Genomic DNA, 21,306 nt, shown 5'->3' with positions numbered 1-21,306 from the left:
CTTACCTCAATCTATCCCGGAGGAATCTAAAGGGAAAAGATATTTCGTATTTTTCTCCGTGATTGGCTCGTAAATCTCCATAGAGGCCTTACCATTCATATCACAACCCTTTTCTATACAGGCCTTTGTGAGTTCTGGATAAACTTTAAAAATTCCAAGAAAGATAGAAACAAAACTTTTAAGCGGAAAGTCGGCAGCTAGATATCTTTTCTTTTCTATAACTTTGTATTTTAAGGGCAAAGAAAATCCGGAGGGAATTTCAGCGATAGGTTCGGAAAATAAGGCACCTACTTCGCATCTTAATTTTTCTTCTGGAACAGTATTCGGGTTATCTTTATAGATCCCGAACATTTTATAATTTTTAATCCCCTTCTCCGGAAATTCCTTCTGGATGGTTTCGAAAGTTTCCCCTACGTTTCTATAATTCCCTACTCTATCATGTGATAGAACATAGAATGGTCCTAATGTTTCTTCCTTTACTTGAACGGTATCAAATGCACCCAAATAATAAAAATAGCCAACACCCGAAACGATTAAGGCAAGAGTAACACCTAAGAAAATTTTCAACTTCATCTTAAACTCCGGAAGGGAATTTTAAACGAAGTATAATGCTGATTGCAAGAAAGAAATTTACTTTAGGCTGGGTTCTAAGAGACCGTATTTCTCTTTTACTTTTTTGATCTGGACTTCCATATCCTTCCAAAGTGTTTCCTTTTGAGGATGGAAGGTAGCATATACACCTTGTCTGATCAGATCCACGATCTCGTCCAAGGAAAAGTCCAAAAATCTCCAAAGTTTAAAATATTCATAAGTCAGGTTGACGTTGAATATTTCAGGATCATCCGTATTAATACATAGCGGAAGACCTTGGTCATAATAATAACGAACAGGGTGATTCTGTTCTTTGCGCACATATTTCCCGGTAAACACATTAGACGTAACACAAATCTCTATCGGGATTTTGTTTTCTCTTAGATAATTCACCAGTTCAGGATCTTGGATGGCAGAAGTTCCATGGCCTATACGTTCCGCCTTACAAAGTTCTACAGCTTCCCAAATTGCCCAAGGACCGTCGTCCTCTCCGGAGTGAGCAACTGTTCTGAGCCCAGCTTCTTTAGCTTTTTTGAATACTTCTGCGTAGTCTCGAGCCGGTCCCATAAGTTCCGCTCCACCCAAACCGATCCCGATAACTTCCTTATGTTTGAGTTTAAGAACTCTATTTAAGTTGTTCATCGCGTTTTCAGGACCGAAGGATCTGGAAACGTCTACAAGAAGGCGGATCTCAATACCATCCTTCTCTTTCTCTTCTCTAATACCTTCTACAAGTTGGCTTACCATCTCGTCGAAGTCTAAACCGTTTTGGATAAACTTAGAAGGAGCGAAGAATACTTCGGTATATAAGATCCTATTTGCTCTCATGTATTCTGCGAGGCTTCCCACAAAATAATAAAGGTCGGCAGGTTCTTTCACCAAACTTTGGATAAAGAAGAATACTTGGATAAAACCGTTTAGGTCTTTAAAATTAAACTTAGCTTCAAACTCTTCATCGCTGAGTTGGATCCCATTTTTAACCATGAGTTTTTTCATGGTATCCTTATTGACGCATGCTTCTAAATGAAGATGGATCTCCGTCTTAGGCAACTCTCTGATTAGGTTGATAACATCCTGGTCTTGTAACTTTTTGGAAGAAAGATCCGCAGGTTCCAAAAACGCAGATGCCGTTCTTTGCCCGGAATCATAAGCATCTGAGTCACCTAAAAGCCAACGAGGCGGATCAGAAATTTCGAGATCTAAAAGGCGGATCCTTTCGTTGAGCAGATTATTGATCTGCTTATCGAAAGAAATTTGAAGGGAGGAAGAATAAGGCCGGTCTGCTGGGAGTCTGCTCTTCAGACGGTTCAATTCGGAGACATCCCGGTCTAAGATCCGGATTCTTTCCAAAATTTCTGAGAAGGTCACGCCCACGGGAGCAGGGTAAGTAAAACCCCGTCGGATTTCAATTCGGAAAAAGATTCTGAAGGTTTTCCCCTTATCTTTTCCGGAAATCTTCCGATCCTAAAAGAAGCGCCGGAGGATTTTGTCTCATGATCACAGCAAGAAAAACGTTTTTACCTTTCGCACTCCCCTCGATTTCAGAAAAAGCGATCGAAGAAGTGGCGGCGGTACTGCGCTCCGGCTGGATCACCTCAGGACCAAAAGTAAAAGAATTCGAAGAAGAATTTGCAAAATACACAGGAGCAGAATTTGCCCTGGCAATGAATTCCGCGACCGCAGGACTTCATCTTGCTTTGGAATCCATCGGACTTTGTTCCGAGGATGCAGTACTTGTTCCTGCAGTAACATTTACCGCAACCGCAGAGACAGTTTGTTATTTCGGCGCAGAGCCGATCCTTACCGATATTGACCCAATCTTCAACCTAATGACTGAAGCCACCTTAAAGGAAACTATTGAAAAAGAATGTGTATTTTCCAAAGGGAATCTGGTTCATAAAAAAACCGGAAAAACAGTACGCGCAGTAATGCCGGTGCATCTTGCAGGCGCAGTTTGCGATATGGATTCTATCAATTCACTCGCAAAAGAATATCATCTTTATGTAATCGAGGATTCTGCACATGCATTCCCCGCAGTTCATAAAGGAGAAAAGATCGGAACCCACGGTGATTTTACCGTATTCAGTTTTTATGCTACTAAAGGGATCACTACCGGAGAGGGTGGAATGGTCACCACACGTCATGCTCATTTTGCAGAAAGAATGAAACTGATGAGACTTCATGGTATTAACAGAGAAACTTACGGTCGTCCAGGCTGGTATTATGAAGTAGTTTCTCCAGGTTATAAATATAATATGAGCGATATCGCTGCGGCACTCGGCCTCGTACAGCTTGCGGAGGCAGAGGATCTTTGGAGAAGAAGGATCCAAATCGCAGAGATCTACCGCTCCGAATTTGCAGATCTTCCTTTTTTACATCTTCCTCTACCTGCGATCGACGGAGAACATTCTTGGCATTTATTTAGAGTAGAAGTAGATACCGTCCCGGGAAAGATCAACAGAGACATCCTATGCTCTGAATTACAAAAACGAAATATAGGTTCTAGCCTTCATTTTATTCCTCTATACGAACATCCTTTCTACCAAAGATTCGGATTCGAAAGAAAAAATTATCCGAACGCGGATGCAATGTATAAGAGAACTCTTTCTCTTCCTCTATTCGCAGGCATGACTGATGGCGATATAGAAGATGTTGTCACTGCAGTGAAAGATATTTTTACGAATCTGTAAGAGACAAATTTCTTTAGAATCTGCCGGAATCACTATTCCGGCGGTCAATCCATTATTCAATTGGTTTTGCTTAACTTTCAAAAACTAGTGGCAAAATCCAATGCCTACGGTTTTAAAAATCATGAAATTCGAGAAATCGAAAAGCTGGTGTTCGAATATAGAGAGCGATTTTTAGAGGCGTATAATGAGTTCCACGGCTGGCAATAATCTAATTACGAATGTGCCTGCAATCAAGGTTTGGGTAGAACATCGAATGATCTATTTAGAATTGAGTGACGGTAGAGTTTTAGGCTTTCCGGCCGACAGATTCAAATTATTGAAAGCCGCCTCGGATTCACAACTCCAAGAAGTTAAATTAGAATTAAAGGGACATGCACTCCGTTGGGAAAACTTGGACGAAGACCTGACCGTCCAAGGAATCTTAGAAGGAAAATTTCAACTTCCCTTAGAACCTTCTACTTAAAGAAAATATAAAACAAAAACACCTTCACAAAAAGAACCAAAAACCCGTCTTCCAAGTCGGAAGCTTCTTCTGCTTTTTCAAAAGAAGAAAGTGCGATAATCCATTCTTCTACTTCTTCTGCGATATCAGAATCATCAAAGGCAGAAAGATCTATCTTTTTATAACCCGCTTTTGGGACCTCTACTCCACATACCAAACATAGGTCGGAAATAATATCCAAGGATTCTTCTCGTACTAGCGCCGAAAATTCTCCCATCTCTTTTGTTTCCATCAAAACAGATTGTCCAAGTTCCAACACATCTTCCATTACGGACTCGGAACCTTCTTCATCCGCTAAATCTCTCCAAGAACGTAACGCTTCCAGTAGAAGGTCCGCAAGTTCCAAAACTTTTTCGGAAGCTTCTTTTTTATCTTCTTCCGACAAATTCTCAGGAAGGCCTTGTAGCCAGGAGGTTTGGACTGCTTGGATGGCTCCTTCTCCGCTACTTAAATATCTGAGCAAAAGATAAACGAGGGCCCAAACATTCTCCTTATGTTTTTTTCCAGAGTAGAAGTTTTGGATGGATTTGAATTCTTTCAGCGCGAATGCCATACTCTCCTAAATTTTTCCGGGAAGTCGCTTAGACAAGCAGAATGTAAAGAATATCATTTTGCATTTTGCCCGAGGATCTGGAATACTGAATCTATGCACCGTTTTCTTTTAGGACTGATCCAATTAAATAGCGGAACCGATATAGACTTAAATTTGCAAAAATCCGAGAACTTCATTCGTGAAGCGGCTTCCGAAGGTGCTAAGCTCATCGGTCTTCCAGAAAATTTCCCTTTTTTAGGATCCGAAAAGGAGAAATTAGAAAGAGCAGAAGAGATCGCAACTAAGACCGTAAATCTTCTTTCCGATATATCAAAAAAACTGAATATAACTATCCTTGCAGGCGGATTTCCAAGCCCCGCTCCGAACGGAAAAGTTTTTAATACTTCTATCATCTTTGGACCGGATGGAAAAGAAAAATTCGAATATCATAAGATCCATTTATTCGATACCGATCCTGGAGACGGGATCGAATATAGAGAATCCAGAACTGTAGAATCCGGCCAAATCGTTCCTGAAACCTATAAAAGTCCGGAACTTGGAAATATCTCCTCTGTGATCTGTTACGATCTACGCTTTCCTGAATTGTTTCGCGAAATAATAAAAAAGGATGCGGAAATGATCTTTGTTCCTTCCGCATTTACTAAGATCACAGGGCAAGCTCACTGGGAAGTTTTACTCAGAGCAAGGGCGATCGAAAATCAATGTTTTATATTTGCTCCTGCTCAAACAGGAATCCATCTAAAAGGAAGAGAAACCTATGGACATTCATTGGTAGTAGATCCTTGGGGAAACATTTTAGGAGATGCAGGAGAAGGAGAAAAATTACTCTTAACAGAGATAGATCTGGAAGAAGTGCGGAAGGTCCGTAAAAAAATACCTGCACTCAAACATAGACGAAATATATAATTCCTATGATAGATGTCGCCCCCAGATATTTTCCGGAGACGACTCATATGATCCTTATTCAATCCACTTAGGATATAATCCCAAACGATCTATCACTTCTCCATCATGAGCAGGAACTACTTCTAGATTTGGATAGACTTTTAAAAGAGAATGTACTCTGTATATTTCCTTTCCTAGAAGCTCCTGGTCTCTGTCTACGATGGATCTCAAAAGTCTGGTTCTATGAGATGGAATTTCAAAACCTTCTCTGGCCCAGGTTATATCGCCTGTAAAAAAGAATCTTTTTCCAGAAGGTAAATTCAAGAACATCCCGATATCTCCGGCAGTATGACCTTCCATAGGCACGAAAACTACCGAACCATCTCCAAACCAATCCAGGCTTTTGGGATAATTTTCATAAGGTTTAGACGAAAAATCCAGATCTTTCCATATTATGTTTTCTGAATCTAATTGTTTTGGAAGATAGCCCTTTTTCACTCCGAATTCTTTCAGATGTTTTCTGCCTTCTTCCATAGACCAGATCCTTGCCTTAGGAAAATCTTCCACCCCACCTGCATGGTCCCAATGCAAATGAGAAAGAACGATATCTCCGATCCTATTCGGATCAATCCCATTTGTTCTTAGCTGAGAGACCAAAGGATTCGGATTTTGATAGGCGACCATAGGTTTTACATAAAATCTATGATCCTTATATTGTTCCTCTATCTGAGTCCCAAGACCTGAATCGAATAAAAAAGTACCCTTAGGATGTTCCACGAAGACTACACTATGATAGATCTGTTTCCTATGAAACAGGGGACCGCCTTCGAATATGAATGCGGAAGACGCTTTCTTTTCCCCGGTTTTAAAGATCGTAAATTTAAGTTTGGTCAACCCGGAAGGATTTTCCAATCTTGGGTCCTTGGATAATTTTTCCAATCCTGGAACTTCCGAAACTGCTAATTTAGGAATTCCTAATGCGGTACAAAATACTAAAAGTAAAACGGCGAGTATCGCCAAAAATATTAATTTAAGTTTCATAATTATTTCTCCGAAACGAGAAGTTTTGCCGTTTTAGAAGCGGATCGTATCGCGTTCGTATTTCGGCTGGTTCTGGAAATCAGAATGGCTCCTTCCAATAAGGAAAGAATACCTACTGCGAGTTCGCTAGACTTGTTCTCCTCGAATCCGTTCTTCCGGAAAAACGAATCCAATAGGGAGATCCAATCTTGGAAAACCGCAGCGCAAGTTGAGTTTACTAAAGAAGGCTCCGAGGCTGTCTCGGAAGCAGTGGTCATGATCGGGCAACCCTTGGAAAAACCGGAGGATACGAGCCTATATTCCAAGGCGGAAAATATCCTTTGGATCCCGGCTGGAACAGATTTGGCAGAATCCAAAACCGCCTTCAGTTCCTTGGCCAATTCGTTGCCAGATACCAGGAGAGCTAAGGAGGCCAATTCCTCCTTTCCGCCAGGAAAATGGAAATAGATAGATCCTTTGGGGGCCTTTGCATCTTCTACGATATCGTTTAACCCGGTTCCCGCATATCCCCCCATTTCCAAACGTTCCGCCATGGCACGGACCATCTTTTCCTTAGCGATTTCTCCCTTCTGACCCATAAAACCTTTAGATCAAATAAAAATAGACCGGTCAACATATTTTTTAAAAAAACAAAAGAGAATTCTTAAATCGAGAACGAGAGAATAGAGCAGGTTGATTGCTTGGTCCCTTCCCCCTTTAACAAATTTCGATCCTTAGGATTTGCCTTCCAGAATTCCGGCCATATGTTCCCGGACTTCTACGATTAATTCTTCTTTGAGCTTTTGTTTGATGGCGCTGATCTTCTCTTCGAATTTCAGTTTTTCACCCATTTGGTGGTATTGGATATCTCCCAACTCTCGGAAAACGTCAGATAACATGTTTCCTTTAAATCCCAAGAAGAAGGCCAATCTTCTATACCAAGGAAATGTATGAGCAAGACAGCTATAACCTACGTTCCTAAAATCTTCCGCAGCAGATTCGTCGGAGAGTAACGGAAGAAGTTTATCCTTATTTTTGAATAACATCAAAAGGAAGCTCAGGCTGGTCATATTATAAAACGCGAATCTTTCGGATAATTCACGGAGCATATTTTTGATCAAAACCTTGTCCCAAGGGCAAATGAACAGTTCCGAACCTTCCGAACCGTAATATATACAGCTTAATAAACTGGAGTCATGTTGAACGGACTTGATAACTTCCGAATCAAACGGCAAATCCTTTCCGATTGACAAAGACATATAACGTGCCATGGCCCCTTTTCCGCTCAGCGCCACTTTTTTGAGCCCGTTCTCCACACTCTTTTCTCTGGCGCCTTTCAGGAACATATCACTTTCCAGGGATTTTTGAGAGATCACTCTGGATAAACGGAAGAAGTCGGAATAGGGTCCTTTGTTTCCGGAAAGTTGGGTTAACTTCGCAAATTCTTCCGAGTAAATTGATTTTCGGATCAATAAAGGATCGTTGTTCAAAAGACCCGATTCGTCGGAAAGAATGGTTTCTCGAATTGAGATCAATTGTTCCGCTAATTTAGGATTTTCGGTAACTAGTTTAGGGATCACCCTCTTTTCGTATAATTCCGATATTTGCGTGAATAATGTATCGGCGTCCTGGTCAGGAACGTGTAAATACCCGCAGGTAGAAGTTCTGGTTAATATCTCTTCCTCCTGGATAAAGGAATGGATCAGTTTATAATAATCATCCAGCAAATCCTTATGCATTAGATTTTTATGATATATTTTCCCTAATAATTCTTTGGCTTTGTCCGTATAAGCGTATTTAAAATGAGGAATATTCCCATCCGCCAAAGAATACAATACTTCGTTCAAAACGATCTCTCTATCGTTTTGGGATGTGATCTCAAAATTTCGGATCGTTCCAGCGGACTTGCGAGCAATTTGGAAGAATATATCTCGTACAGTTTCGGGATTTCCCTTTTTGGAAGACTTAGCTCCTAATACATGAAGAAGTATCTCCAACTCCCCTGTGTTCTTTTTGGCATAGATTCTAGGAACAACTAATAACAAACCTTTAGAAATCAGTTCGGAGATCTCTTCGACAAATTTATAATCTAATTCTGTGATTGCAGGATATGCGGGGATTTTACCTGAGTTTAAACCTTCGCTATTCGTCGACTCCCCTGCTAATAATAAAAGCCTTTCCATTTCAGGACTGAAATAAGGCCTTTCATCATTAGGATAAGAGTCTTTGGATTTAATCTGTAAGTATACAGGTCTAAAAGATGCGAATTTTCCGAACTCAGTATTCGGCTGGTTTTGCTGATCAGGTGTTGTCATCGTTTTCATTTAAACATCCCAAAAAGAAATCAATAAATTTCTTCCTAAATTTAAAAGACGAAAAGAGGGGATGAATTAATTAGAATTTTAAGATAATATAATAAATTAAAAAATTATTCATGTTAAGTACAATTTTATAACCGTTCCAAAATTAAACCATATACATTATATATTCAATAAAATATGTCTTATTATTTTTTTAGAATAGATATAGTATACTCATTCGGATAGAAATATATAGATTGTTCATTTAAAATCCTTCTATGATATTTGCTTCACATCGAAGTTCGGATTTCCTACAAAATGTTAGTAGGAATATGCTTGCTATACATCCATCCGGTTCCAAGATTTCCCCATGATACAACATCCTTGGCACGAGGCCAGTCCTGGCCCAAATCCTCCTCACGAAGTTCATGCGCTTGTGGAAATTCCTTCCGGAAGTAAGGCCAAGTTCGAAGTGGATAAGGAATCGGGTCTCATCAAATTGGACCGAGTGCTTTTTGCTTCCGCGCATTATCCTGCTCATTACGGTTTTATTCCCCAAACTTTGGGAGATGATAAGGATCCTTTGGATATCCTAGTACTTTGTTCGGAAGAAGTTCCCCCACTTTGTTTGGTACCCGCAAGAGTGGTCGGGGTAATGAGGATGATAGACAGAGGAGAAGGAGACGAGAAAATCCTGGCTGTTGCCTCGGGTGATAGAAGTTTTGATGGAATAGAGCACGTATCTCAACTGCCGAATTCATTTAGAGCGGAGCTGACTCATTTCTTCTCCGTATATAAACAATTAGAAAAGAAAGAAGTCAGGGTAGAAGAGCCGGAAGGCCCCGAGGTAGCAAAAGAGCTGATCCTCAGAGCATTAGATTTTTATAAACAGAAGTTCCCGAAAAAGTAAGATCAGCCCAAGACCTCGTATACTTCGCTGGATTTGGATTTTCCCTTCACTTTTACTTTGCCTAATTTTTTAAAGGAATACTTCCTGCGATTCTTCAACTTACGATAGGTGCTTTCGCTAAGTAGAAGGTTCGCATGAAACTCCTTGGTCAATCCCTCGATACGAGAAGCAAGATTGACTGCGTCCGAGATCACTGTCCCATCCATTCTTTCTTCTTCGCCAATCGTTCCGAGCATCAATGTTCCTGTATGAAGCCCGATACCGATTTGGATCGGTTCATAATGTCGATCCGCTCTGGATTGATTTAGGCTCTCTAACTCTCGGAGCATTTCCATAGCAGCATCCAGCGCCTGGTCAGGCAGACTAGGAAAGAGAGCCATAATTCCATCGCCCAAATATTTATCTATGAAACCGCCGTGTTTTCTGATAATCGGCCCCATCTTTCTCATATAAGAATTCAAAAAGTCGAAATTATCTTTAGGAGTCATCTTCTCGGAGAGTTGGGTAAAGGATCTGATATCCGAGAATAAGATGGTCATTTCTCTTTGGACCTGGTCTCCTAAGCCGATCTCGGTGATATCACTTTTATTCAAAAATTTCAAGAAAGCCAAAGGAACGAATCTACTATAGGCCTTGTTCACTTCCAGTAGATTGTCTGATAAACGTTCTATGTATAAGAACGCCTGAGAAAAGCGGAAGGAGAGCAAATAGGACTGCACGAATATAAAAACGAATAATCCTAATGGAAGATAATATCCGGTGTTAATCACTGCTTGTGAATATAAACTATCATTGATAGCAGCCGCGGTTAAAGCGATTACTCCTCCGAGCGCCATTAGAGAGCCTTCTGCCCCGCTTTTTACCAAACGAACTAATACGAAGAAGATCCATAATATTACAAAAATTAAACATACTTGAAATGGGATCAATGTATGAGTATAAATGCTCGCAGGAGTAAATACAACCATCGCGGATACGACTAGGTTGAATCCTATGAAGAATCTTTTTAACTTTGCAGAGAACGAATGCGGGTATAATGCATCCAGATAATAAATGAAAAATGGAACAGCTAAGTAGAAGGAGATATATTCCAACTTATTAAAAAATTCCCAAGGCAGATGAGGAAATTTTAGGATCAGGAACCTTTCTCCGGTTACGAAAATCCTTAGGCAGATGCTCGCGCAGAATGCTCCGAAAAACAACCCGGTCATGTCCCTTCTTCTTAAAGAATACAAACCGAAATGGTATAAAGCCATGATGATGATACTTCCGAACAAGAACATCTCGCTAAAAGAGCTATTGTCCCTGAAGTTCAGAAGATCCGATTCTGTTCCCATCCTAAGGGATTCCCAAAGTCCTCCCTTATAATGATCGAAGTTAGAGATCTCTACTTGTAATAACATCTCCTTGTTTGGTTGTCCGATAGAAACATAAAGCGGAAGATATTGGGGACGGGATGAGTTCTCATCGGGTCCCACTACTCCATTCCCCATAATCTTCTTCCCATCTAAATAGATAGAAGCTGCAGTTCCTGCGCCTTGGAAGTGCATCATTAACCTTCCCTGATTTTGGCCCGGGATTATTTTTAAAGTATAAGTGCCGTATCCGAAAGCCATCAAAGGATTCATACCTTCTAACTTTGGAATTTGGTTCCAGTTACCCGGAATATTAACTATATGAGTTTGAACATCCTTGGATCCAAGCTCCGGTCTGGAAACCGCAAGTTTCATCCATTGGAATTTCCACTCTCCATCTAATTTTACGATACCATCTTCTGCAAAATTCCAATCTCTCAGATCCAAAACCCCATTTTCAGCAAGGGGAGAAATTTTAGGGGAAGTTTTGCTTCGACAAGAAAATAACGTTAAGGCTAGAACTAATACGAGTGGAATAACTTTGATAGATTTCATATGATTTCGATTTGAAATTGGACGAAGAACGTCCTTGTTTTCCTCGGATCGGAAGATGAATTTCCCGGCCCTTCTACGGAAAGCGGGAGCAATACTAATAAAATTTCGAAATCAATTAAATCAGAAATTTAGAAATTCTGAGGAATTTTTGAAAAATTTTTCCAGCAAAGAATCTATAACTCTCGTTCGATGAAAATCATTTGAAGCCTCCCGGACGAAGCTCCGGGAGTTTTATCTTAGAATTTTTGTAAGAAGGTTTCCAGAGTATTACGGAATTCTTCCGGTTGGTCCAATTGTAACCAATGTCCCGCATTCGAAACTACCACATGAGGAAATCCTAAATGAAGTCTATGTAATGCAAATTGGTCATCGTTTTCCGGAGTGACTATCGCAAGTTTTGGACCTACATATCTTTTTAGAGAATGATTCGGATCATAATCCAATAACTCGGAAGTGATCTTGAGTACGGTATCTTTCGGAGTTCTGGTTAATTCTCCCATCAATCTTTCTTTTACTTCAGGTTTAGAATTCGCCAATAGCTGTTCCCAATATGCCTCCGTAGTTTGCACATATGCGTCCGAATGTAATGCATTCTTGATCTGATTGCGAACCACTTCCGGTAATTTTTTTGGATCCCCGTTGGAATCCACAAGAACGAGTCCCGCCACTCTACTCGGATTTTCTCCAGCGTATTGTAATGCGACACTTCCCCCCATACTATGACCCACGAGCACGAATCTTTGCAGTCCCAAAAGATTTACAACTGTAGCCAAATCCTGTGCCATAGAAGAAATCCTATAATCCCCATCTTTTGGAAATTCGGAATCTCCATGACCTCTAAGTTCTATACGCACTACTCTTCTGTTCGGAACAAGAGATTCCTTGATCTCTTCCCAATGAGAAACATTCCCTCCAAAAGAATGAATAAACACGACCGGCATTCCACCGAATCCTTCATCCTTATAGGAAATTTTCCCTGTAGGGCCATGGACAGAAGTTTTGATAATTTCACCTTTACATAGAACGATGCCAAAAACCGAAGTTGCTAAAGTAATCATAAAAACAAGCATAGCAGAATATACATGACAAGTTCTGTCATATTTAGAGATTTATACTAAATTTATGAGAGCTGATAGGCTTCTAAATATTCTTCTACATTTACAGGCAAAAGGAAGAACGACCGCTAAGGAACTTTCCAAAAAATTGGAAATTTCAGAACGAACAGTTCATAGGGATATGGAGGCTCTTTCTGCCGCAGGAATTCCAATCTATGCGGAAAGAGGCATTGGTGGAGGCTGGAGTTTAAGCGAGGGTTATAGAACAAACCTTACCGGGTTTAAAAAAGAAGAAGTGATCTCGCTGTTACTAGTTCACTCTTCTAGAGTTTTGGAGGATTTAGGAAAGAAGAAGGACTTCGATTCTGCATTCGTCAAACTTATGGCTTCTCTTCCACCTGCTTATAGAAAAGATGCGGAAACTGCCAGACAAAGGATTCATATAGACGGGCTCGGTTGGGGCAGAGCGATCAGGGAACTTCCACTTCTTCCAATACTACAAGACGCAGTTTGGGAAGAGAAAAAAGTAATGATCATCTACGAAAAAGAAGGTGGAAAACCTGAACCAAGAACAATAGAACCGTACGGCCTTGTAGCAAAAGACACGATCTGGTATGTCGTAGCAAAACGCGGAAAAGAAATGAGAGTCTATCGTATCTCTCGGATCAAAGAAGCCTCGATAACTGCAGAAAGATTCGAAAGACCTAAAAAATTTGATCTGAGCAAATATTGGGAAGAATGGATCAAAGAATTCAAATCAAGAGTCCCTAAATATCTGATCAAAATTAAGGTCACTGATGCAACCGCGGAACATATCAAGAGTATTCCTCATATGAAATGTCTAAGCCACAAACCTATGGCAAAAGGTTTTACCGAAATGGTAATCGATATGGAAACCAAAGAATGGGCGTTAGGAAGTATGCTGCAACATTGCGATTCCGTTTTTGTTTTAGAACCTTTAGAATTACAGGAAGCAATTCGACATAAGGCGAGAGAAATCCTAAAAATTTACGAATAAAAACTTCTTATAGATCGAATTTTTAAAGAGTCAGAAGAAGATTGATTTTCCCGGAGTTCCGGGATAATTTTTCGAATAGAACTGCATGTCTTCTTCTCCTAAAAACTATTGGATCCGAAACCTAAACTTTCTGGAAAATCAGGAAGACGCGATACTCATCTCGGATAATAAGGGAAAACTTTTGGATTCAAATATCCAGGCAAAAGAATTTGGGCTTGTACCTGAAAAAAATGATCTAAAACATTCTTCTTGGTATAACGAACTCTCAAAGGCAGATTCTAAAGAACATTCTCATCTAACGTTACATCTTTCCTCCGGCAAAAGGAGATTTATTTGTAGGACAATTCCAATCCTAGTAGAAGAAAAAGAACCTGCCAAGGCCTTCTATTTTAGAGACATTACAGAAAGATCTTTTACAGAAGCAAAGGCAAAAAGATACGAATCCCTTTTTAGAAGAAGGGAAAACAAAATTAAAGAATTAGAGATCCGTGATAAACTCACAGGTCTTTTCAATAGAGAATATACAATCGAGTCTTTCCAAGCAGAACTTTATAGAGCAGAAAGAAATGGAAGCACAATAGGTGTAGTTTATTTGCATATAGACGGACTAAAAGAGATCAACGAAATATTCGGGAATAATAGAGGAGACCTTCTTCTTAAAGAAATGGGCAGAATACTTTTGGAAAATTCCAGAAGAAGTGATATCTCTTCCAGGATAGGCGGTGAAAAATTCTTACTTCTTCTTCCCGGAGCGCATAAGAATATAGTGTTGGAAAGAGCAGAGAAGATCAAAAGATTATTTTCGGAATCCACCTCCAACGGTTCTTTGGGAGAAGTAAAAGTCACAGTGTCCTTAGGAGTCGCAATGTATCCGGAAGACGGTTCCACATATGATATTCTTCTTCAAAAAGTCCAAACAGGAAATTAAATGAGCCACGTAGAAAAGTTCGAAGGTGAAAGAGCACAAGTATATGAGAGAAGAATAGGAAAGATGATCCCATTCTATTCAGGGATCATGGAATTAGTTGCGATCTATCTTCTCGAAAACATTCCTGAAAAAGGAAAGATCTTATCAGTAGGTTGTGGAACTGGAGCCGACTTCGCCAAATTATTAAAAATTGCTCCGGATCGGTTTTCGATAACCGGTCTTGACCCTTCGCCTGAAATGATAGAACAGGCCCAGAAAAAATTCCCACAACTTAAACTTGTCTGTGGAACAGTGGGAGAACTTCCTTTAGCCGAAGAATATGATTCAGCCACCCTACTCTTTGTTTTACATTTCCTTCCGGATACCGGAGACAAACTTTCACTCTTGAAAGAGATCCATACAAGATTGAAAAAGGGAGGAAGATTCATTCTATTCGATCTATTCGATTCCGAACCAAATGGATCGGAGATACTATTTAAAAATATAAAATCCTATTTAATCAATTTCCAAGGCTGGGAAGAAGAAGCGGTTGAAGTCTATCTAAAACGAGTATTCGAACTACATCGTATCCAAAGTACCAGATACACAGATCTTTTCAGAGAAGCAGGATTTTCAGAGAGTTCTCAAAAATTCAGATCCTTACATGTAGGCGGATGGATCGCTATCAAATAATCTAAAATCAACTTCTTTTGCTAGGTTTAAATGCAGAAGTCATATTTTTAGAAGCTAACTTCTTCTCATAAAATTCTTTGGAAGCAGCATAGATCGTTTTTTCGAAGGAGGCATATACTGTTCCTTCTTCATCTTCGTATTTTGCAGGAAGATCAAAAACTATTTCGCCTTTTTCTAATATATCTTGTTTTGTCTTTTCGATCAATTCTTCTGTGATCAAAAATCTGATCTTAACTTTATTCAGGATCGGCCGGACAAATTTTACTTTTGCAGCTTTATCCCAAACTACATAGTCGGGTCCAAGTATCCACATCATCATCAACATATAATATGGATCCACCGAACTATAAATACTTCCTCCGTAAATTGTACCGACTCGATTTAATGTGCGAAGATTTTTCTTTAAACTTACATGAAGTTCTCTTAGATCGGAAGAGATGAATTGTATTTTTCCTCCCGTACACCACAAACAAGGCCAATGGTTCAAACGAAAACGTAACCACCAAGAAGATAGAGATTCTTTTTTATCGCTAATAAATAATTTCATAATGGATTTCTTTGCTGTCAGATTGAAAGTCGCACTCGTCTCTGCAAGGCGATTTCCTTTCTGCACCGGCTCTTATATTTTGATTATATTAAGATAACAAACAGAGAACCTTGGAATTCTTTAAAAAACAATCGTTATGTTAACTTTTTAAAAATATTTGAAAGGACGTTGACAGGGAAAAAGTTCCGGTTATTTCTTTTTCTACTCCGGATACTGGAGCAAAGCATTAAACTTTTATAATGCAGAAAAACAGATCATTTGAATGGTGAAAAAATGAAAAGTTCCAAGGTGTTTTCCTCTCGAATCGTCGCAGTCGCGTTTATTTGCGCTGCATCCCTAATAGGAGCAGGATGTAAAGATTCCTCCTCAAACTACGATTCTTTACTATTTTTACTCCAATCCAAAGGTAAATCCGGAGGATCTCTGGGTGCAGATATCAATTATAAGGCAGAATACCTAACTCCTGCCCCTTTGGACCAGCCAAGTGGGATCCCTTTCGAGGGTGGAGGCACTAAGGGTAAAAACGGAAGAAGTCCGATCCCTGTTTATGCTCCAAAATTGCAGATAGACCCGCAAGCATGGATGAGTAATGGATACCTTTCCAAATCAAATACCCAGCTTAGAAATATTTGTATCCCAGGAACTCATGACTCCGGAACTTACGGAATCCAGGGAATAGACGAGAATATCTCCCAAACCCAAGAATACACTGTGGGAGAACAATTATCTCTCGGGTATCGTTACTTCGATCTTAGGATCAAAAAGGCAGACGGACAATTTAAGATCCATCACGGATCTAGTATTTCCGTTCCGGCTCAGGAAGTATTCCAACATATCTCCAGCTTCGTGAATAATCGTAAAAAAGAGATCGTATTCGTTCATATTCAGAACGTGGACAGTATGAGCGATGGGGAACATTACGAACTAAAAGACCAATTGGTTCTTCCTTATTTAGGTTCCAGAATGGCCCCTCGTAATCTTGGAAATTCAGTTAGCTTCTCCCAACTTTGGGACCTAGATAAGAACGTTATCCTAATCTGGGGTGGCGGAAATTATTCTGCTTTATCCGAACTGTATTGGAACCAAGGCCAAACAATGAAGAGTGACTGGCAAAATACTGGAAACGAATCCGATCTAGTGAGCGCACTTAGAAACCGCATCAAGGACAATCGAGAAGGTAAATTTTACGTAGCTCAGATGATCCTAACTCCGAATGCGTCTCAAATTATTTTCCCTCCATATTGGGGAAGTATTGAAGACCTTACTAATGATAAATTGGATCATGCAAGTTTTGTTTATGACTTGGATAGAGAAGCCAAAAAATCAGGGCAACGTATCAATATTGCGATGGTAGATTTTGCAGGTCCTCGTTTCTCTCAATATGCTTTCGAAGCATGTATGGATGTAAACGATCTAGAACCAAGATACTTCACTCTAAAAAGTAAACAATCCAATCTATGTTTGGATGTAAGCAATAGCAGCACTGAAAATAATGCTCGCGTTCAAGTTTGGAATTGTAACGGAACTAACGCACAGAAATGGTTCTATGAACATTCTACAAGTTATCTTAGAAGCAAATTGAATACTGATAAGTGTTTGGATAACGGAGCGGAGAATTGGAACGGGGGAAAAATAGTACTCTGGGATTGTAAAGATATGAATAATATGAGATTCGATTTTTACGATGATTCTATGCGAGTTAGACAAAACGAATCGATTGCTGTAGACGCTAACGGTTCTACCAGCGGTTCCTTGGTCAGCCAATGGACATGGCATGGTGGGAACAACCAACGTTGGGAGAAAAATTATGAGTCTCCGTATTTCGCACTCATTAACCAAGCTTCCAATCGATGTTTAGATGTAAGCAATAGTAGTACTGCAAACGGTGCAAGGATACAAATATACAACTGTAACGGAACCGATGCTCAAAAATGGTATTATGATGCAGGCAACGGTTTCCTCAGAAGCAAACTGAATCCAAATAAATGTATGGATAATGGCGGAGAAACTCGTAACGGAGGAAAGATTGCTCTTTGGGATTGTAAGGATATGAATAATATGAGATTCGATTTCGTAGGAGATAGTATCCGAAATCGTATCAACTCATTGTATGCGGTAGATGCTTCTGCTAATAGCAACGGCTCTCTGGTTCATCAATGGGAATTCCTGAATGCAAGTAACCAACTCTGGACAAAATCCTATTAAATCCAGAACGAGGGAATCTATTTGATTCCCTCGTAATGATACATCCAATCCTGTCCTTTCTTAGCGAAACTAGGTAAGGCCAGGGTAAGGATCCGATCCCTGTTTCAACAACCTATAGGGCTTCTCCCTTTTCATTATTATCCTCCGAACGCGGCTTTGATCACTGTGAATGCAGAAACTAATGAATAAGCCGTCACTGCAAAAGATACGGAAAGGGAGATCATAGCAACCCCCAGACCGATTGGGGATCCCCATGAATACCAAGGGTAATCCGGAATTTCGTTCTTGCTATTTTCTGCCATATTTGGTCTCCTTAAATCGAATTAACTCGACGATCAATTATCTTGATAATCGAGATATATGACGGTCGAGATAATTGCAAGACAAAAAAATCCCAAAAACGAAGCCCGAATTGATGGAATCCATTATGACCGATTCCAAAAACCTGAGCACCGTATCTATTTTGTTCCACCAAACCATTGCGGATCGGCTTGGGCTGCATATTACCGATCACAAATGTGTGGACTTGTTATTAACGCAAGGCCCTCAAACTGCCGGCGAAATCGCTAAAACAATGGGGCTTAGCACCGGTACGGTAACTTCTCTGATTGATCGTTTGGAGAAGAAGGGGCTGGTAGAACGTAAGAATGATCCAAATGATAGAAGAAAGGTGAGAATTTTTCTGACCCAAGATATGGCTGCTATGCAGAAAATAGGAAGCCTATTCGAAGGTTTAGCAAAATCAGTTTGGGAACAACTCTCTGCTTATACTGCAGAAGAACTAAAGATCATTTTGGATTTTACCCGCAAATCGATCCGGATCATGGAAGAAGAAAGAGAAAAACTTTTGCAGAACCGACCGGATGTATAGCCTGCCGGTCCTTGAAGCCCGCGCAGTGGACTATAACTCTTTTAGAAGGATTCTACCATTTCGGTCATATTTTTAAGCTTGCTCAACTAGCGGATCTTGCAGAACAATTCTGCGAAAACTTTTAGAACTAAATGAATTCCGGATTTTTCGGGAATATTTAGGGGAGGAAAGGATGAAAGCTTTAGTCACTGGAGCAAGCGAAGGGATCGGAAGAGAATTCGCAAAACAACTAGCAGCAAAAGGTTATAAGATCACTGCAGTCGCAAGAAACGAAGTAAGGCTCAAACAACTGGTAGATGAACTTGGAAAAGGTCATAACTTCATCATCGCAGATCTATCTGATCCAAAATCAACCGCAAAGATCCAAAAAGAATTAGAAAGTAACCATTACGATTTATTAATAAACAACGCAGGTTTCGGAGTATACGGACCATTCGATAAAGCGGATCTACCTAGATTACAGGCGATGACCCGTCTTAATATAGATTCTCTTGTTTCTTTGTCTTATTCTTTCTTAAAAAAATCCCAGTCGGGAGATTCTTTAATGAATATCTCTTCTACATTGGGTCTTGTGCCTATGCCTTCTTCGGGCGTATATTCTGCGACTAAGGCCTTCGTGACTTCTTTCAGTGAATCCTTATGGTATGAGCAAAGAAAAAGGGGTGTATACGTTATGGGCCTTTGTCCCGGCGTAACTGTTTCTAACTTTTTTGAAAGAGCGGGAGGAGATCCTAAAGATTTTCCGAAAGCGATCGCTCAATCTGCAGAAACTTTAGTGGAATACGCTTTGGCGGCTTTGAAGAAGAGAAGTTCTCCTACTGTGGTTTCAGGACTTCCGAATAAAGTTTTAGTGAAAGTTTCTAAGCTGATCGGAAGAAAGGCCACAGTTAAATTGATGGGAAAAATGAGGTAATAGATGACGTCCCCTTTTTTTGGAGAATTTTTAGGCACATTTGTGCTCATACTTTTAGGAGACGGAGTAGTAGCCGGAGTTTTATTAGAAAAATCTAAAGCAAAAGATTCCGGTTGGATTGTGATCACTGCAGCCTGGGCTTTCGCGGTCATTTTGGGAGTTTTTACAGCCAAAGCATTTGGAAGTGCAGATGCTCATTTAAATCCTGCAGTTACCTTAGCATTTGCAGTCCAATCCGGAGAATATTCTAAAATTCCAATATACCTTCCTGCACAATTTTTGGGGGCATTCTTAGGAGCTGTGGCGGTTTATCTGCATTATCTTCCTCATTGGAAAGAGACTAAGGACTCAGGAAAAATTTTAGCCGTATTCTCTACAGATCCGGCAATCTCAAATCCGCCTTCCAACTTTTTTAGTGAATTTTTAGGAACTTTCATTTTGATCTTAGGGATACATTCTATCTTCTCCGCTCAAATCGCAGATGTGACAACGCCTATGGGAGTTTTTTTCGTAGGAATTTTAGTTTGGGTGATCGGACTTTCCATGGGAGGAACCACGGGATATGCGATCAATCCTGCAAGAGATCTTGGGCCTAGATTAGCACATTATATTCTTCCTATTAAAAACAAAGGAAACTCAGGATGGAAATATGCGTGGCTTCCGATTCTTGCACCTTTAACCGGTGGAACTGCAGCAGGAATATTCTTAAAGACACTACTATAACTTGGTAAGGCCAAATCAAAAGTATGAAATCATTCCATATCAAACAAACATTCTTAATATTCTTCTTAATCTATCTGTCTTGTTCAGGAGAACAGATCCGAAATACTCCAATCGAGGGAAATTTAGATCTGCAAGGTCATAGAGGTGCCAGGGGCTTAAAACCGGAAAACACTTGGCCTGCATTCGAAGAGGCACTTTCTCAAGGAATGACAACGATCGAGTTAGATACTGTTTTGACCAAAGATCAGAAAATCATAATACACCATGATTCTGAATCAAATCCTGCATTATGCACTAAAAAAGACGGATCAGAAATAGTTTCTAAATCGATCTATGAGCTGACACTTGTGGAATTAAAAGAACTGGATTGTGGTACCAAAAAGAATCCTAAATTCCCCGAGCAGATCTCTGTACCTGGAACTGAACTTTTGACCATCCAAGAATTTTTTGAAAAAGTTCAAACATGGGAGAGAACAGGAAAAAGAAAAGTTGTTCCTAAGTTTAATATAGAGACCAAATTCCCGAATGATGCAGAGTCACAGGTTTCAAGTGAAATTTCAGAAGCTCATGTAAATCTTCTGATCAAAGCGATTGAAACTGCAAAGGTTACCGATCGTGCAACTATCCAATCTTTCTATCTTCCTGCGATCTCACTCGTGAAGAAAAAAAATCCTAAGATAAAAACTTCCGCATTATTCTCTCTGACATATTCTCAAGGTGCCGCGATGAAATTCGGGTTTGGTGATTCCAGAAGAGAACTTGTTTTAAATCAAACAAAAGAGTTAAAAGCGGATATTATTTCTCCTTATTTTTTATACGTAACCGATGAATTCGTTTCTAAGGCTCATTCTTTAGGAATTAAAGTAATTCCTTGGACTGTAAATGATACTCAAGAAATGGAAAGGTTAATTAAAACAGGCGTGGACGGAATTATTACAGATTATCCCGATCGATTGAATTCAGTTCTTAAAAAACATTAGACACGCTTTGGGTTCTGCTTATCCTAACGGGAA

General features: G+C 39.9%; 22 protein-coding genes. 12 read left to right on the top strand and 10 right to left on the bottom strand.

All coding sequences use genetic code 11. The features are described 5' to 3' along the window. Positions 1-6: 6 nt before the first annotated feature. Both EHO65_RS18680 and add read right to left on the bottom strand, forming a co-directional pair. A complete protein-coding gene (locus EHO65_RS18680) occupies positions 7-567 on the bottom strand; it encodes a GyrI-like domain-containing protein (protein ID WP_208744170.1) in 561 nt (186 codons plus the stop codon). A gap of 63 nt (positions 568-630) precedes the next feature. Next, positions 631-1,965 carry an adenosine deaminase gene (gene add / locus EHO65_RS18675; protein ID WP_135756970.1) on the bottom strand — a complete coding sequence of 445 codons (1,335 nt, stop codon included), beginning with the start codon at positions 1,963-1,965 and terminating at the stop codon, positions 631-633. A 119-nt stretch (positions 1,966-2,084) separates the two neighbouring features. Here add and EHO65_RS18670 point away from each other — a divergent pair, with 119 nt between their 5' ends. Together EHO65_RS18670 and EHO65_RS18665 are read left to right on the top strand one after the other, a co-directional pair. Further along, positions 2,085-3,281: a DegT/DnrJ/EryC1/StrS family aminotransferase gene (locus tag EHO65_RS18670; protein ID WP_135776062.1), complete on the top strand. Its 1,197-nt coding sequence runs from the start codon at positions 2,085-2,087 to the stop codon at positions 3,279-3,281. 184 nt (positions 3,282-3,465) lie between these two features. After that, the gene (locus tag EHO65_RS18665; RefSeq protein WP_135776061.1) at positions 3,466-3,744 is read left to right on the top strand and encodes a DUF2442 domain-containing protein; all 279 of its coding nucleotides are present in this window, start codon (positions 3,466-3,468) and stop codon (positions 3,742-3,744) included. Here the strand turns inward: EHO65_RS18665 and EHO65_RS18660 are convergent. Next, positions 3,737-4,336, bottom strand: a complete 600-nt coding sequence (locus EHO65_RS18660) for a hypothetical protein (protein WP_135776060.1) — start codon at positions 4,334-4,336, stop codon at positions 3,737-3,739. The genes EHO65_RS18665 and EHO65_RS18660 overlap by 8 nt on opposite strands. Positions 4,337-4,429: 93 nt before the next feature. Here EHO65_RS18660 and EHO65_RS18655 point away from each other — a divergent pair, with 93 nt between their 5' ends. Further along, the gene (locus tag EHO65_RS18655; RefSeq protein ID WP_135776059.1) at positions 4,430-5,242 is read left to right on the top strand and encodes a carbon-nitrogen hydrolase family protein; all 813 of its coding nucleotides are present in this window, start codon (positions 4,430-4,432) and stop codon (positions 5,240-5,242) included. 54 nt (positions 5,243-5,296) lie between these two features. Here the strand turns inward: EHO65_RS18655 and EHO65_RS18650 are convergent, their stop codons facing one another. The 3 genes from EHO65_RS18650 to EHO65_RS18640 all read right to left on the bottom strand — a co-directional run bounded on the left by EHO65_RS18650 (position 5,297) and on the right by EHO65_RS18640 (position 8,565). Next, positions 5,297-6,262: an MBL fold metallo-hydrolase gene (locus EHO65_RS18650; RefSeq protein WP_135776058.1), complete on the bottom strand. Its 966-nt coding sequence runs from the start codon at positions 6,260-6,262 to the stop codon at positions 5,297-5,299. A 2-nt stretch (positions 6,263-6,264) separates the two neighbouring features. After that, positions 6,265-6,840: a TetR/AcrR family transcriptional regulator gene (locus EHO65_RS18645; RefSeq protein ID WP_135776057.1), complete on the bottom strand. Its 576-nt coding sequence runs from the start codon at positions 6,838-6,840 to the stop codon at positions 6,265-6,267. A gap of 135 nt (positions 6,841-6,975) precedes the next feature. Further along, a complete protein-coding gene (locus EHO65_RS18640) occupies positions 6,976-8,565 on the bottom strand; it encodes an exonuclease (protein WP_135776056.1) in 1,590 nt (529 codons plus the stop codon). A gap of 349 nt (positions 8,566-8,914) precedes the next feature. Here EHO65_RS18640 and EHO65_RS18635 point away from each other — a divergent pair, with 349 nt between their 5' ends. Further along, positions 8,915-9,451 (top strand): inorganic diphosphatase, encoded by a 537-nt coding sequence (locus EHO65_RS18635; protein ID WP_036089002.1) that lies wholly within the window; start codon positions 8,915-8,917, stop codon positions 9,449-9,451. A 2-nt stretch (positions 9,452-9,453) separates the two neighbouring features. Here the strand turns inward: EHO65_RS18635 and EHO65_RS18630 are convergent, their stop codons facing one another. Then, positions 9,454-11,361 (bottom strand): adenylate/guanylate cyclase domain-containing protein, encoded by a 1,908-nt coding sequence (locus EHO65_RS18630; RefSeq protein WP_135776055.1) that lies wholly within the window; start codon positions 11,359-11,361, stop codon positions 9,454-9,456. A 236-nt stretch (positions 11,362-11,597) separates the two neighbouring features. Further along, complete coding sequence (locus tag EHO65_RS18625) at positions 11,598-12,419, bottom strand: alpha/beta fold hydrolase (protein WP_135776054.1); 822 nt, start codon at positions 12,417-12,419, stop codon at positions 11,598-11,600. A 64-nt stretch (positions 12,420-12,483) separates the two neighbouring features. Here EHO65_RS18625 and EHO65_RS18620 point away from each other — a divergent pair, with 64 nt between their 5' ends. The 3 genes from EHO65_RS18620 (at position 12,484) to EHO65_RS18610 (ending at position 15,034) form a co-directional block, all read left to right on the top strand. Then, positions 12,484-13,434, top strand: a complete 951-nt coding sequence (locus EHO65_RS18620; RefSeq protein ID WP_135776053.1) for a helix-turn-helix transcriptional regulator — start codon at positions 12,484-12,486, stop codon at positions 13,432-13,434. Between the two features lie 85 nt (positions 13,435-13,519). Then, positions 13,520-14,362, top strand: a complete 843-nt coding sequence (locus tag EHO65_RS18615; RefSeq protein WP_135776052.1) for a GGDEF domain-containing protein — start codon at positions 13,520-13,522, stop codon at positions 14,360-14,362. Next, a complete protein-coding gene (locus EHO65_RS18610) occupies positions 14,363-15,034 on the top strand; it encodes a class I SAM-dependent methyltransferase (protein ID WP_135776051.1) in 672 nt (223 codons plus the stop codon). 7 nt (positions 15,035-15,041) lie between these two features. Here EHO65_RS18610 and EHO65_RS18605 read toward each other — a convergent pair whose 3' ends face one another. After that, positions 15,042-15,581 (bottom strand): DUF4442 domain-containing protein, encoded by a 540-nt coding sequence (locus tag EHO65_RS18605; protein ID WP_135776050.1) that lies wholly within the window; start codon positions 15,579-15,581, stop codon positions 15,042-15,044. A gap of 273 nt (positions 15,582-15,854) precedes the next feature. Between EHO65_RS18605 and EHO65_RS18600 the strand changes: the two genes are divergently transcribed. Then, positions 15,855-17,786, top strand: coding sequence for a ricin-type beta-trefoil lectin domain protein (locus EHO65_RS18600; RefSeq protein WP_208744161.1), 1,932 nt, complete (start codon positions 15,855-15,857; stop codon positions 17,784-17,786). 137 nt (positions 17,787-17,923) lie between these two features. On the opposite strand, the gene EHO65_RS19975 is transcribed toward EHO65_RS18600, so the two are convergent. Further along, positions 17,924-18,088, bottom strand: coding sequence for a hypothetical protein (locus EHO65_RS19975; protein ID WP_167482064.1), 165 nt, complete (start codon positions 18,086-18,088; stop codon positions 17,924-17,926). 125 nt (positions 18,089-18,213) lie between these two features. Between EHO65_RS19975 and EHO65_RS18595 the strand changes: the two genes are divergently transcribed. From EHO65_RS18595 to EHO65_RS18580, 4 genes are all read left to right on the top strand, one after another. Continuing rightward, positions 18,214-18,657, top strand: a complete 444-nt coding sequence (locus EHO65_RS18595) for a MarR family winged helix-turn-helix transcriptional regulator (protein ID WP_279632295.1) — start codon at positions 18,214-18,216, stop codon at positions 18,655-18,657. A gap of 172 nt (positions 18,658-18,829) precedes the next feature. Continuing rightward, entirely contained in the window at positions 18,830-19,570 is a 741-nt protein-coding gene (locus tag EHO65_RS18590) for an SDR family NAD(P)-dependent oxidoreductase (protein WP_135776047.1), read from the top strand. Between the two features lie 3 nt (positions 19,571-19,573). Then, entirely contained in the window at positions 19,574-20,293 is a 720-nt protein-coding gene (locus EHO65_RS18585) for an MIP/aquaporin family protein (protein ID WP_135776046.1), read from the top strand. A 23-nt stretch (positions 20,294-20,316) separates the two neighbouring features. Continuing rightward, entirely contained in the window at positions 20,317-21,273 is a 957-nt protein-coding gene (locus EHO65_RS18580) for a glycerophosphodiester phosphodiesterase (RefSeq protein ID WP_135776045.1), read from the top strand. Positions 21,274-21,306: the final 33 nt, after the last annotated feature.

This window comes from Leptospira andrefontaineae (genome assembly GCF_004770105.1).
Lineage (GTDB): Bacteria > Spirochaetota > Leptospiria > Leptospirales > Leptospiraceae > Leptospira_B > Leptospira_B andrefontaineae.
Note: the sequence above shows the minus strand (reverse complement) of the source record. Positions and strands in the feature narration are given on the sequence as shown.